Annotated in this window: 11 protein-coding genes; 2 read left to right on the plus strand and 9 right to left on the minus strand. The window is 72.4% G+C overall.

Translation table 11 applies throughout. The features are described 5' to 3' along the window. Nucleotides 1-33: 33 nt before the first annotated feature. From ACZ4Z1_RS13295 to ACZ4Z1_RS13315, 5 genes are all read right to left on the minus strand, one after another. Complete coding sequence (locus tag ACZ4Z1_RS13295) at nt 34-1008, minus strand: acyl-ACP desaturase (RefSeq protein WP_468486702.1); 975 nt, start codon at nt 1006-1008, stop codon at nt 34-36. A gap of 210 nt (nt 1009-1218) precedes the next feature. Beyond that, nucleotides 1219-1461: a hypothetical protein gene (locus ACZ4Z1_RS13300; protein WP_468486703.1), complete on the minus strand. Its 243-nt coding sequence runs from the start codon at nt 1459-1461 to the stop codon at nt 1219-1221. Between the two features lie 120 nt (nt 1462-1581). Beyond that, nucleotides 1582-3333 (minus strand): alpha-L-fucosidase, encoded by a 1752-nt coding sequence (locus ACZ4Z1_RS13305; RefSeq protein WP_468486704.1) that lies wholly within the window; start codon nt 3331-3333, stop codon nt 1582-1584. A gap of 127 nt (nt 3334-3460) precedes the next feature. Then, on the minus strand, nt 3461-5617 hold the full coding sequence (gene malQ / locus ACZ4Z1_RS13310) for a 4-alpha-glucanotransferase (RefSeq protein ID WP_468486705.1): 2157 nt from the start codon (nt 5615-5617) through the stop codon (nt 3461-3463). Next, on the minus strand, nt 5617-5934 hold the full coding sequence (locus tag ACZ4Z1_RS13315; RefSeq protein WP_468486706.1) for a hypothetical protein: 318 nt from the start codon (nt 5932-5934) through the stop codon (nt 5617-5619). The genes malQ and ACZ4Z1_RS13315 overlap by 1 nt, the downstream gene beginning before the upstream one ends. Nucleotides 5935-6727: 793 nt before the next feature. Between ACZ4Z1_RS13315 and ACZ4Z1_RS13320 the strand changes: the two genes are divergently transcribed. Further along, entirely contained in the window at nt 6728-9859 is a 3132-nt protein-coding gene (locus tag ACZ4Z1_RS13320) for a beta-N-acetylglucosaminidase domain-containing protein (protein WP_468487009.1), read from the plus strand. A 197-nt stretch (nt 9860-10056) separates the two neighbouring features. Here the strand turns inward: ACZ4Z1_RS13320 and ACZ4Z1_RS13325 are convergent, their stop codons facing one another. Next, the gene (locus ACZ4Z1_RS13325) at nt 10057-10593 is read right to left on the minus strand and encodes an HNH endonuclease (RefSeq protein WP_468486707.1); all 537 of its coding nucleotides are present in this window, start codon (nt 10591-10593) and stop codon (nt 10057-10059) included. 277 nt (nt 10594-10870) lie between these two features. Here ACZ4Z1_RS13325 and ACZ4Z1_RS13330 point away from each other — a divergent pair, with 277 nt between their 5' ends. Next, nucleotides 10871-11944 carry a mechanosensitive ion channel family protein gene (locus ACZ4Z1_RS13330; protein ID WP_468486708.1) on the plus strand — a complete coding sequence of 358 codons (1074 nt, stop codon included), beginning with the start codon at nt 10871-10873 and terminating at the stop codon, nt 11942-11944. Between the two features lie 72 nt (nt 11945-12016). On the opposite strand, the gene ACZ4Z1_RS13335 is transcribed toward ACZ4Z1_RS13330, so the two are convergent. The 3 genes from ACZ4Z1_RS13335 to ACZ4Z1_RS13345 are packed head-to-tail and all read right to left on the minus strand — an operon-like array spanning nt 12017 to nt 13485. Then, on the minus strand, nt 12017-12598 hold the full coding sequence (locus ACZ4Z1_RS13335) for an SUKH-3 domain-containing protein (protein WP_468486709.1): 582 nt from the start codon (nt 12596-12598) through the stop codon (nt 12017-12019). Nucleotides 12599-12626: 28 nt separating this feature from the next. Continuing rightward, complete coding sequence (locus tag ACZ4Z1_RS13340; protein ID WP_468486710.1) at nt 12627-13016, minus strand: YwqJ-related putative deaminase; 390 nt, start codon at nt 13014-13016, stop codon at nt 12627-12629. Continuing rightward, entirely contained in the window at nt 13009-13485 is a 477-nt protein-coding gene (locus ACZ4Z1_RS13345; protein ID WP_468486711.1) for an SUKH-3 domain-containing protein, read from the minus strand. The genes ACZ4Z1_RS13340 and ACZ4Z1_RS13345 overlap by 8 nt, the downstream gene beginning before the upstream one ends. Nucleotides 13486-13488: the final 3 nt, after the last annotated feature.

Raw genomic sequence — 13488 nt, forward strand, 5'->3', positions numbered from 1 at the left:
CGGGCAGCGTACGCAGGCGGGACGGGGAGTCCCTCACCCCCGTGCGGCCCGGCGGGCCTCCCGGGCCGCCAGCCGCTCGTCGAACTTGCGCGCCTGGTCGTCCAGCCCGCCCATGAACAGCCCCAGCTCCTCCTGGGCCCGCAGGCCTGCCGGGCCGAGGCCGCCGATCTCCAGCACCTTCAGGTAGCGCAGCACCGGCTGGAGCACGTCGTCGTGGTGGATGCGCAGGTTGTAGATCCCGCCGAGCGCCATCCGGGCCGCGGCGCGCTCGAAGCCGGGCATGCCGTGCCCCGGCATGCGGAAGCCGGTGACCACGTCCCGTACGGAGCACATGGTCTGGTCGGGCGCGAGCTCGAAGGCGGCGGCGAGCAGGTTCCGGTAGAAGACCATGTGCAGGTTCTCGTCGGTGGCGATGCGGGCCAGCATCCGGTCGCAGACCGGGTCGCCGGAGTGGTGGCCGGTGTTGCGGTGCGAGATGCGGGTCGCCAGCTCCTGGAAGGCGACGTAGGCGATCGAGTGCAGCATGCTGTGCGCGTTGTCGGACTCGAACCCGGCCGACATGTGCGCCATCCGGAACTGCTCCAGCTCGACGGGGTCCACGGCCCGGCTGGTGAGCAGGTAGTCCCGCATCACGATGCCGTGCCGGCCCTCCTCCGCCGTCCAGCGGTGCACCCAGGTCCCCCAGGCGCCGTCCCGCCCGAAGAGGCTGGCGATCTCGTGGTGGTAGCTGGGCAGGTTGTCCTCGGTCAGCAGGTTGACCACCAGGGCGATCCGCCCTATGTCGGTGACCTTGGACTGCTCGGGGGCCCACGGTTCGCCGCCCATGACGCCGTCGAAGTTGCGGCCGTCGCTCCAGGGCACGTACTCGTGCGGCATCCAGTCCTTGGCGGCCTTCAGGTGCCGGTTGAGCTCCTTGTCGACGACCTCTTCGAGGGCGTACAGCAGCCGGGTGTCGCTCCATGCGGCCTGGCCGCGCTCTCCGGCATGGCGGTCGGGGGCGATGGTCACGGATACTCCTGGGGACGGGGTTACCTACGGCTCCGTAGGTTACGCCATCGTAGGTTAGGACCGCGTGAAAACAAGCCCCCGGCGGAATCCCTCCCTCCGCGGCAGGCCGGAGCGGTCCGGTGCGGTATACGCGGGCACGAAAAAGAGGGCGCCCGCCGGTTCTCGCGAACCTGCGGGCGCCCTCGAAGAGGCGTGGGGAAGAGTCCTGGATCAGGCCTTGGACTGCTTGCGGGACTTGTCACCGGCCATCACCAGACCGGCGATGACCAGGAACAGGACGACGGGAGCGGCGACATAGAGGCCGAGCGTCTGGACGACACTCAGGCCCGGACCCGGGTCGTCACCATCGTCGCGGGTGAGCGCGAACGCGGGGGACGACATCAGCAGCATCAGCGCGGTGCCGGCCGTGATGGTTCCGGCGCGCAGGGCGTTCTTCTTGACCAGATTGCTCACGAGGTCAACGTATCGGACGCCGTTCACCCGCGCGCGCCCGGGGTGGCCTAACGGTTGACGCGGCTGTTCGGGGCCGCTCCGGGCCGGGCCGGGGTCGGGCCATGACCGCCCCGGGGCCGTTCACGGCCGTGACAGATGAGCCGTCACCGGCGTCAGACGCGGCGCTGCCCGGGCCGCCAGGACCCGTACGCGTACGGCGTCGGCGGTCACCGGCGCGGGCAGCGCCAGGATGCGCCGGTGACCGACGGTCGTCCCGCCGGCGATCCGCCGCCACGTCCCGCCGGTCCGCGCCTCGACGGCGAACCGTTCCACCCGCTGCCCGAACCGCAGCTCCTCCCCGAGGCCGACCCGGTCGAACGTGACGCCTCCCGGGCGCGTGGCCGGGACCCGGCCGCCCTCCAGAAGGTCCCTGCCGTACGTCTCCCGTACGGCCCGCCCGAAGCCGGCGAGGGAGGCGGCGTCCGCCGCGCCGATCCGCCCGCGGCGGTCCGGCGGCACGTTGAGCAGCAGCGACGCGTTGCGGCCCACGCTCTTCTCGTACAGGGCCAGGAGCTGGGCCGGCGTCTTGGGCCACTCCCAGGGGTGGTGGAACCAGCCGGGCCGGACCGAGACGTCCGCCTCCGCCGGATACCACTGGAGGTACTTGGTGGCGGGCGCGAGCAGCTTGGCGCGGGAGCCGATGTCGGCGTCGGTGGAGTCGTTGGGCAGGCCGCCGGAGAGCACCGACCAGGGATCGACGGCGGACGGAGTGACGCTCCACTCCGTCTCGCGCGCCACGCCCCGCTCGTTGCCGACCCAACGCGCGCCCTGCGGTCCCTGGAAGACGACGGTGCGCGGCGAGAGGCAGCGGATCGTCTCGAACCACTGCCGCACGTCGTAGTTCTGCGTGATGCCGGCGTCCGCCCACGGGTTCGCGCCGTCCAGCCACAGCTCATCGACCGGGCCGTACTGGGTGAGCAGTTCGTAGACCTGGTTGAGGTAGTACGTGTCGTAATCGTCGGCGCGGACGGTGAAGGAGGGCAGGCGGCCGTCGCGTACGGCGTCGGCGCGGTCGTCGCCGGGGACGAGGGTGGGAAGGGTGCGCCCGGTGACGGCGCTGCCGTTGCCGAAGCGCCCCAGCCCGGCGGGCGCCCGGCCGCGGTCCTCCAGGGCGACCCGTTCTGGCAGGCTCAGCGGCTTGCCCTCGGCCTGCTTGCGCCGGACCTCCTCGACCCACCGCGCGTGCCAGGCGTGCGGCAGTTCGGCGCCGTCGGACGGGGACAGGTAGAGGCCGACCTTCAGCCCGGCCTTGCGGGCGGCCCGCACGTACGCGCCGACGACGTCCGGCCGCCCGGGGCTCGCCCGGACGGTGTGCGGGGTGTAGCGGCTGGGGTAGAGCACGAAGCCGTCGTGGTGCTTCACGGTCAGCATGACCTGCTCGGCGCCCGCCGCCCGGTACGCGCGCATCCACTGGTCCACGTCGATGCGCGGCGGCGCGAACCACTTCGGGTCCTCGGTCCCGGAGCCCCACTCGCGGCCGGTGAAGGTGTTCATGCCGAAGTGCGTGAACGCGGTGACCTCCCGCTGCTGCCAGGCGCGCTGGGCGGCGGTCGGCACGATGTTCGCGGCCTTCTCGATGATCCGGGCCGGGGTGTCGCAGGGCTGGACGGTCATCTGGGAGGCGGGGCGTACGGGGTCCTGGCAGGGCGCGGCGGGGCGGTGGGCGGATGCGGGCGGCCGTACGGGGGCCGTGGACTGCGCGGAGGCCGGGACGGGATGCCGGCCGGCGGCCGTGGCCTGGAGCGTGGGCGGCAGGGCCAGTGGGACGAGAGCGGCGGTGACGGTGAACGCCAAGCCGGTGCGCAGCCGGGCGCGTGGTCGGCTTCCTGCCATGGTTCCCTCCAACTCCCCGACCATGATGGGTCGGATGTCTTGGATGGCGTCCACGGCATGGTGCCGTACGGCCGGAGCAACCGGAAGACCGGCGGCGGGCCGTCACCCTTCCGCCCGTACTGCCCAACTACCCTGCCTTGGTGCGCAGTTCCCGCATCAACTCATGAAGCCGGGGCGACGCGGCGATCTCCTCCAACGGCAGCGGACGCCCCGCCGGATCGGCGATCGGCAGCCGCCAGTTGGGATATTCGTCCGATGTCCCCGGAAGGTTCTGCGGACGCCGGTCACCCACCGCGTCCGGCAGCCACACACCGACCATGCGGGCGGGCGTGCTCAGCAGATAGCGGTGCAGCGCCTTGACCGCCGCCTCCTCACTCCCCCGCCCCTCCGGCAGCAGCCCCAGCCGGTGCAGCGTCTCCAGCCATTCACCGACCTCGACCGCCTCCGCCGCCTGCTCCTCCTGGAGCGGGCGGTCCAGCAGCCCGAGGTCATGGCGGAGCGCCGCGTGCTGCCCGGTCAGCCGGGCCGCCGTACTGGGCAGGTCGTGCGTGGTGACCGTGGCCAGGCAGTCGGCGCGCCAGTCCCCGGGCGGCAGCGGCCGCGCCGGCTCCTCGGTGTAGTCGCGTTCGAACCACAGCACGGACGTGCCGAGCACGCCGCGTCCGGCCAGCTCCGTACGGACCACCGGCTCGACCGTCCCCAGGTCCTCGCCGATGACGGCGGCGCCCGCGCGGTGCGCCTCCAGGGCGAGGACGGAGAGCATCGCCTCGGCGTCGTACCGCACGTACGCGCCGTCCGTCGGCGGCCGGCCCTCCGGCACCCACCACAGCCGGAACAGGCCCATGACGTGGTCGATGCGCAGGGCTCCCGCGTGCCGCAGCATGCCGCGCAGCAGACCGCGGTACGGGGCGTAACCCAGGGCGGCCAGCGCGTCCGGCCGCCAGGGCGGCAGGCCCCAGTCCTGACCGCGCGAGTTGAAGGCATCGGGCGGCGCGCCCACGGACATACCGGACGCGAAGGCGTCCTGCTGGGCCCAGGTGTCGGAGCCGGAGGGGTGGACGCCGACGGCCAGGTCGTGCACCAGCCCGATGCCCATCCCGGCCTCCTCGGCGGCGCGCTGGGCGGCCGCGAGCTGCTGGTCGGTGAACCACGCGAGCCGGCTGTGGAAGTCGATGCGGTCCAGCAGGCAGCCGCGCATCCGCGCCGTACGGGCGGAGCGCGGGTCGTCCAGGCCGGCAGGCCAGCCGCGCCAGTCGGGCCCGTACCGCTCGGCCAGCGCGCACCAGGTGGCGTGGTCCTCCAGGCTCGGGCCCTGCTCGGCGAGGAAGTCGCAGTAAGCGGCGCGCCGGCCGGGGCTCAGCGGCACCTTCCAGAGCAGCTCCAGCGCTTCCTTCTTTAGCTCCCACACGGCGTCCCGGTCGATCAGCGCGCCCTTGCGGAGCACCGTTTCGCGCAGGTTCCGGGCCCGTACGAGCAGCGCGTCGGCCTGACGGCGGGCGTCGCCTTCGAGGGCGCCGAACTCGGGGACGTCCTCGATGCGCAGGTGGACGGGGTCGGGGAAGCGGCGGGAGGAGGGGCGGTACGGCGAGGGGTCGGTGGGCGCTCCCGGTACGGCGGCGTGCAGCGGGTTGATCTGTACGAAGCCGGTGCCTAGCACGCGTCCGGACCAGGCGGCCAGGTCGGCGAGGTCGCCCAGGTCCCCCATACCCCAGGAGCGGCCGGAGAGCAGGGAGTAGAGCTGCACCATGAAGCCGTGGGCGCGGCCGCGCGGCGCGGGCATCCGGTCGGGGGCGACGATCAGGTGGGCGCGGGCGGAGCGGCCGTCGGGCGTGTGGGCGCGCAGGGTGTGGATGCCGAGGGGGAGGCAGCCCACGTAGTCGCCGGAACCTCGGGCGGGGGTCCGGCGCGGCGTCCGGGCGCCGTCGCGGCCCGGGTCGTGGGCGGGCGGCTCGTACGCGTACTCCGCGCGGCCCCCGGGGTCCGGTCCCCAGTCGAGCACCTCGCCCGACTCCGTCTCCACCCGCAGGGCCGTGCCCTCGGGCAGGCGCGACAGATTCGGGGGGCGTCCGGGGCGCACCACGACGGTGGGCGGGAGCAGGGCCCGGCCCGCGCCGTGGTCGTACGCCTCCAGTGCGGCGCGTACGGCGTGCGGGGTCGAGGCGTCGACCCCGAGCGCGGCGAGCACGGCGACGACCGTGTCGTCACCGACGTGTTCGATGCGGCCCGGTGCGGGCTCATAGGACGTGCACACACCGTGCAGACCGGCGAGCCGCGGTCGGCCCATCAGACCTCCATGGTCTCCGTGCCCAGGCCGGCCGCGGTGGGCTCGCTGGTCAGCGGCAGCTCGGCGGCGATCGGGGACTCGCTGGTCAGCGGGGCGGCGTCGGCGAGCGGGGGCTCGCTGGTCAGGGGCGGTTCGCAGAAGCAGAGCGAGCCGGAGCCGTCCAGGCCGGAGTCGGGGTCGGACACCCCGGCGAACAGATCCGGCTCGACGGGTTTCTCCGGCGCGGAATTTTCCGGCCCGGAGGGTTTGACGCGCTCTGCCGGGTACTCGGGGGCGGACGACAGTGCGTCGAGGAGAAGCTGAGCGGACGCGGCCACGGAGGGCCTCCCGTTCGTCGGTAGTGGGACACGACCTGCCCTACCCAGTCCGGGCGGCCGCAGACGTATCCATTCAACCAACATGGTCCAGGTCACACATCCCTCGTGCAGGCGATTTGCCGGTGGCGGACGGGTGACGGCGCAGGGATGCCCATGGGCGGGGCGTTCCGGAGGAAGTCCTTCAGCGCCGGGGAAGGCCCTTTCGGCGGCCTCCGGTCCGCCCCCGGTTCAGCCTTCGGCGCACCCACGGCCCACTCCCGGGCCACTCCTGCTCCACCCCCGCTCCACCCCCGGAACACGCCGCGACACGCCGGTCACACAGGGCAAACCCGGCACTTCGCCTGCTGCCGTTGACACCCTCACCACCACAGTGGTGGGCTCACTGCCGAAGGCTTGTCCGGCGGGGTTCCACGGGGTACGAGGCCCCGCCGCGGCAGTCGGCTCAGGGGCGCGCGGCCACGGGGCGGCCGGGCTGCGGCCGGCCGGTGCGACCGGTCGGCCGGTGAGTAGTGGTGACGGGGACTGAGGAGAGACCGTGCGAGTCCGGAACAGCGTTCGGGACGCCGGAAGGGGCGGCAGGCAGAGCGAGCGGGGCGGCGGAGCCGGAGACGGCGGTACGCGCCCGGTCGGGGGCGGTGACGCCCGCCGGGCCGGGAGCGCCGACGCCCCGCTGACCGGCCCCACCAGCATCGGCACCGGCAGCATCGGCGTCGGCACCAGCGGCCGCTTCGGTGTCGTACGGGCGCGGGCGCGTACCCGCGTCGCCGGAGCCACCGCCCTCGCCGCCGCCGTCATCGGCGGGCTCCTCGGGAGCACCGTTCCCGCCCACGCGGCGCCCGCCGACCCGGCCGTCGGCACTCCCGACCTGCCGGGGCAGTCCGACGGCTCCGACGGCACCGGCCGGAGCACCTCCGCCGGGCAGCTGCCCGCCGTGTGGCCGCGCCCGCAGTCGATGCGGTCGGCCGGCGCTTCCGTACGGCTGGGCGAGGAGGCCGCCGTCGTCGCCGCGCCGGACGCCGACCCATATGCCCTGGACGCGCTGCGTGCCCTGTTGCGCGACGCCGGGGTCCGCACGGTCCACGACGTCGCCCCCGGGCAGGCGCCGCCCGGCGAGGGCCCGGTCTTCCGCGTCGGCGGCCCGGACGCCGATACCGCGCTGCGGGCCCTGCGCGTGCCCGCGCGCGGCGACCTGCCGTCCGGCGGCTACCGCCTCGCGGTCGGCGAGGTGGCGGGCCGGGACACGGTCGCTCTGGACGGCGTCGGCCCGGACGGTCTCTTCCATGCCGTACAGACCTTGCGGCAGCTCGTCGTGGAGCGTTCCGGGAAGGACGGTGGCGGCAAGGAGCTGGCCTCCGTGGTCGTCCGGGACTGGCCCGGCACCGCCGTACGCGGCACGACCGAGGGGTTCTTCGGCCAGCCCTGGACCCGTGAGCAGCGCCTGGACCAGCTGGACTTCCTGGGCCGTACGAAGCAGAACCGCTACCTCTACGCGCCCGGCGACGACCCGTACCGCCAGTTCCGCTGGCGCGAGCCGTACCCGGCGGAGCAGCGCGAGGACTTCCGCGCGCTGGCGGCGCGGGCCCGCGCCAACCATGTGACGCTGGGCTGGGCCATCTCGCCCGGGCAGGCCATGTGCATGTCCTCCGAGGACGACCTGAAGGCGCTGCGCCGCAAGGTGGACGCGATGTGGGCGCTGGGCGTGCGCGCCTTCCAGCTCCAGTTCCAGGACGTCAGCTACAGCGAGTGGCACTGCGACGCGGACGCCGACACCTTCGGCTCCGGCCCGGAGGCCGCCGCCAAGGCGCACGCCAAGGTGGCGGACGCGCTCGCCGGCCACCTCGCCGCCAAGCACCCCGAGGCGCCGCCGCTCACGCTGATGCCGACCGAGTACTTCCAGGACGGTGCTACGGCCTACCGCGAGGCGCTGGCGGCCGCGCTGTCCGACCGGGTCGAGGTCGCGTGGACCGGCGTCGGTGTCGTCCCCCGCACCATCACCGGAAGCGAACTGGCCACGGCCCGTGAGGTTTTCGGGCACCGGATGGTCACGATGGACAACTATCCGGTCAACGACTACGCGCAGGACCGTATCTTCCTCGGCCCCTACACGGGCCGCGAACCCGCCGTCGCCACCGGCTCCAGCGCCCTGCTGGCCAACGCCATGGCGCAGCCCACCGCGTCCCGTATCGCACTGTTCACGGCTGCCGACTTCGCCTGGAACCCGCGCGGCTACCGGCCCGGCGCCTCCTGGCAGGCCGCCATCGACGACCTCTCCGGCGGTGACGCCTCCTCCCGCGCCGCCCTGCACGCCCTGGCCGGCAACGACGCCTCCTCGGTCCTCGGCACCGACGAGTCCGCGTACCTCAAGCCGCTGATCGAAGCGTTCTGGAAGGCCCGCGCCGCCGCCACGAACAGCGACGACCCGGACGACGACGAGCACTACACCCGGGCCGCCGCCCGGCTGCGGGCCGCCTTCCACACGATGAGCGGCGCGCCGGAACGCCTCTCCCCCGGCCTGGCCGACGAAGTGCGCCCCTGGGCCCGCCAGTTGGCACGGTACGGTTCGGCGGGCGAGCGCGCCGTGGACATGCTGGTGGCACAGGCCCGTGGTGACGGTTCGGCGGCGTGGACCGCGCAGCGCGCCGTCCAGGACCTGCTCAAGAAGATCAAAAAAAGCCCGGTGACGGTCGGAAAGGGCGTTCTGGGCCCCTTCCTCGACCGCGCGATGACCGAGTCCGACGCATGGACCGGTGCCCGCTCCGACACCACCCCGCCGCCGAGCGAGGATCCCCACCCCACCTCCCTGACCGTTCCCTTCGACCGTCCCCGCCCGCTGACCGCGGTCACCTCGCTCACCGAGCCGAGCCCGTCCGCGGCCGCCGTCTCCGTGCAGGCGCACGTCCCCGGCGAGGGCTGGCGCCGCCTCGGCGGCCTCTCCAGCACCGGCTGGACGCAGACCGAGGCGCGCGGCCTGAAGGCCGACGCCATCCGGCTCGCCTGGAAGGACGGCACCGCCGCGCCGTCCGTGCACTCCTTCACCCCGTGGTTCGCCGACACCCCGGCGGCCGGCCTGGAGCTGTCCCACGACGAGATCGACGCCGACACCGGCGGCACCTTCTCCGTGGACGCCCGGATCTTCTCCCGCCGCCCCGCCGACGTGGAGGGCAAGCTCACGGCCAAGGCACCCAAGGGCTTCACCGTACGGGCGCCGGAGCACGTCACCGCCCCGCGCGGCGGCACGGCGACCGCCCGTATCCGGGTCACGGTCCCGCGCGACGCCACATCCGGTACATACGAGATTCCCGTCACCTACGGCGACCAGAAGCGGACGCTGACCGTCCGGACCTACCCGCCCACCGCCGGCCCCGACCTGGCCCGCGGGGCCACGGCGACGTCCTCCGGCGACGAGACGCCCGACTTCCCGGCCGCGGCCGCCACCGACGGCGACCCGAAGACCCGCTGGTCCTCCCCCGCCCAGGACGACGCCTGGCTCCAGTTCGAACTTCCGCGCCCCACCCGCCTGGGCAGGCTCGTCCTCACCTGGCAGGACGCCTACGCGGCCGCCTACCGGGTCCAGGTGTCCGCGGACGGCGTCACCTGGCGCACGGCGGCCACGGTCCGCGACGGCAAGGGCGGCCGCGAGTCCGTCCGGACGGACGTGAAGGACGTCCGCTTCGTCCGCATCCAGGGCGACAAGCGCGCAACCCGCTTCGGTTACTCACTGTGGAGCGTGGAGGCGTACGCGGTGAAAGGCTCGGAAAAGGGCCCGGGCGACGGCTCGGACAAACCGGCCCCGCCGCCCACCCGTCCGTCCGGCGGCTCCCAGCCCGGCACGCCTGCCCGGCCGGGGTCCACCGGGGGCGCGCCCGAAGGCGGGCCGGGAGGCGGGCCTTCGGCACACGAGGCGTGGCCGGCGGACGATGGCTAGAGCGCTTCCGATGGATCTCCGTGGCCTCGCGACGCCCGGCAGGCGCGGGGGCCACGCCCGGACACGGCCCTCATGCCCACACCTCACACCCGAACCCAGCGCCCCCGTTCTGAACCACCCGGAAGCGTCCGAAACCATCCGAAACCACCCGGATTCGTCCGGCCCCGTCCGGGAGGCTCCCTACGCAAAACCCGGATCTATGCCGATACGGCATCGATCCGGGCCAGTGCGTCATCCGCCCCGTACGGCTGCAGATATGGCAGCCAACGGGGGTCCCTATGCCCCGTGCCGATGATCCGCCAGGCCAGGCCCGACGGCGGCGCGGGCTGGTGCCGCAACCGCCAGCCGATCTCGGCGACATGCCGGTCGGCCTTGACGTGGTTGCAGCGGCGGCACGCGGCGACGACGTTCTCCCAGGTGTGCTGCCCGCCACGACTGCGCGGAACGACGTGGTCGACGCTGGTTGCGACGCCACCGCAGTACATGCACCGCCCGCCGTCCCGGGCGAAGAGGGCACGGCGGGTCAGCGGTACGGGGCCGCGAAAGGGCACCCGCACGAACCGCTTGAGGCGGACCACACTCGGAGCGGGCAACACACGGGTCGCGCTGTGCATCAGGGCGCCGGACTCCTCTAGGCTGACGGCCTTTTCGTTGAGGACGAGGATGAGCGCGCGGCGGAGCGGTACGACGCCGAGCGGCTCGTACGACGCGTTGAGGACCAGGACGTGCGGCACGGGTGCCTCCTTGTACGCCGGCGGCGCGTGGCTCGCGCCGGGACGATCTCTCCACAGTGTCCCCCGGCGCCTGGTCGGAGCGCCACCATCACCGGGTAACGGGCCCGAGGTGTTTTCGACCACACCGTTTTACTTCCCCCCAAACAGGCCCGCAATTGGTCCGGTCACTCTCGAACACCGGCGCGGACCGCCCCCGTTGCCCCGTTAGTGTGGTTGGTCTGCCCGAGGCACGGTAAGTACCGACCCGGGTCTGCTGTCCCACACGGAGGTCCCTGCTGTGTTCTGGTCCGCTTCCCCAGCCGCCACGCCGCCCGGCGCGCATCGCCGGGCGTCGCTCGACGACGCCACGGAGAAGGCCACCAACGCCGCCGGATGGGTGGAGGAGAACTGGGCGACCTGGCTCACCTCCGGCCTGCAGATCGCGCTGATCATCGTGATCGCCGTGATCCTGCGGCATGTGATCCGGCGCACGATCACCAAGCTCATAGAGCGGATGAACCGCACCGCGACGGCCGCCCAAGGCACCGCGCTGGGCGGGCTCCTGGTCAACGCCGAACGCCGCCGCCAGCGCTCCGAGGCCATCGGCTCGGTGCTGCGCAGCGTCGCGTCCTTCGTCATCATGGGCACCGCCGCCCTGACGGTACTGTCCGTCCTCAAGATCAACCTGGCCCCGCTGCTCGCCAGCGCCGGCGTCGCGGGCGTCGCCATCGGCTTCGGCGCCCGCAACCTCGTCACCGACTTCCTCTCCGGCGTCTTCATGATCCTGGAGGACCAGTACGGCGTCGGCGACGAGATCGACGCGGGCGTGGCCACCGGTACGGTCGTCGAGGTCGGCCTGCGCGTCACCAAGCTGCGCGGCCCCAACGGCGCCATCTGGTACATCCGCAACGGCGAGGTCAAGCGCATCGGCAACCTCAGCCAGGGCTGGTCCACCGCAACCGTCGACGTCATGATCGCCCCGGACCAGGACCTGGACCGCGCCCGCGAGATCATCACCGCCGTCGGCGAGGAGATGTCCAAGGCCGAGCCCTGGAACGAACAGCTCTGGGAGGCCGTCGAGGTCCTCGGCCTCAGCGAGGTCCACCTCGACTCCGTCACCATCAGCGTCTCCGCCAAGACCATGCCAGGCAAGGCCCCCGGCATAGAACGCGAACTCCGCTGGCGCATCAAGAAGGCCCTCGACGCCGAAGGCATCACCCTGGCCCCCCGCCCCCTCCCCGACCCCACCACCGAAGAACCCCCCACCCCCGACCCGACCGCCGCGGTAGCGGCCCCGTCGGCCCTGGCCAGCCCGACTTCACCACAGTCGCTGGCCACCACGCCGATACCACCGCCCAACCTGAGCAAGTAGAACGCCTGCTCACCGAGGGGCCACTGCCCACCGCCCTGGCCCGGCCGCTACCGGGCCAGGGCGCTCGGCTGCTCAGCCGAAGACGCTCCGCACCACGTCGGCACCGGCGTTGACCGCGGAACCCGCCGGCTCCGCCTCCTGTTGCGGGACCACCGGGGTTTCCCCGGCCGCTTTGGCCTCCGGGACCCATGTCCCGTCCTCCCGTACCCGCAGTGGACGACGCCCTTCGAGCAACACGGTCAGCCCCGCGAACACGCTGTCCCCGAGGAACCACCAGCCGCCATGGTTGACCATGAACAGCCGGCTTTCCTCATCCACGGCGAGCAGAGAGGCGTCCCCGTGGACGCCGAGGGGAAAGAGCCGGCTTCCGAGCCGGTCGGCGAAGCGGCGCATGGTGGCCGCGGCATAGCGTCCCTCACGGGGATCGAGTACGAGTTCCCGCAAGCCGACCTCTACGCCGGGGCCCCGCAAAAGAATCTCCAACCCGTGGAATTGACGCACGGCGGTCTCCGCTGCGGGAAAGATGTCCCAACCCGCATCGGTGCCCGCAGCAACAGTGCTCACGGTCTCCAGTACGGCCAGCAGCGCGCTCGGCCCCGCATCGCGTTCCGGTGACCATCCCGCTCCCCGGAGCACCTCGACCGCACTGCGCACCGAGCACTCCTCCGGTCCTTCCATCCCTTCAGCCCCCGACGCATTCGACCGCCAGACGATCCAGCAGTGCCCGGCAGGCACCACACGGTGTCGTCGGCTGCCCGTGGTCCGGATCCCCTTCCTCGCGGATCATCTTGGACACCATGGCCGAGCCCACGAAATGCGGTACGGCTTCTTGCAGGCTCACCGGCTCCGCACCGCCTCGCTCCGCATCCAAGGCCCATAGTTGGTCGGAAATGAGAGCCGACTCGGCGCAGTATCCGATGAACGGCTCCCGCAGATCGATGGGCAACGCGTCGAAGAAGGCCCGAACGGACGGGTGAAGATGGGGCTCTCCGTCGCCGCTCAAGTTGGTATGACTGATGATCTTCCCATTGACCAGAAGCGATGACGCAGTACCCGGAACCAGGCTAGACATAGTAATCCTCGGCGGGTTTCACGCCCCCGGTCCGGAGGCTTTCGATCGCTTCATGAATTCCCGTTCCCAGGAAATAGAACCCGGTGTGATGGATGTAGAAGATCCGACCGGAGGGATCAATTACAGCAAGACCGCCTTCGATCTTGTCCCAGCCCACCGGGAACACCGGCTGCTGCAGCTCCTCCATGAGCTCGCCGATTTCCTCCGCCTTGTCATCACAGTACCTCGCACATGTATTGAAATGCTCTGTGCGCTGCGCGTCATACCGGAACCGGATGTCAAGGAAGCCGTAAGACGCCAGGAACTCCTCCGCCGCCGGGAACACCGAGAGAGGGCAACCGTGGCCTGCCAGATCGGCCTCCACAAACCGCATCAACTCGGCAGCCCGGTCCGAGACATCACGTTCCGATTCCCAGCCCGCTTCCTCCAGCAGTCGGTCGATCTCCGTGCGCTGCGCATCGGACAGCACGCC

This window comes from Streptomyces sp. NPDC030165 (genome assembly GCF_055573595.1).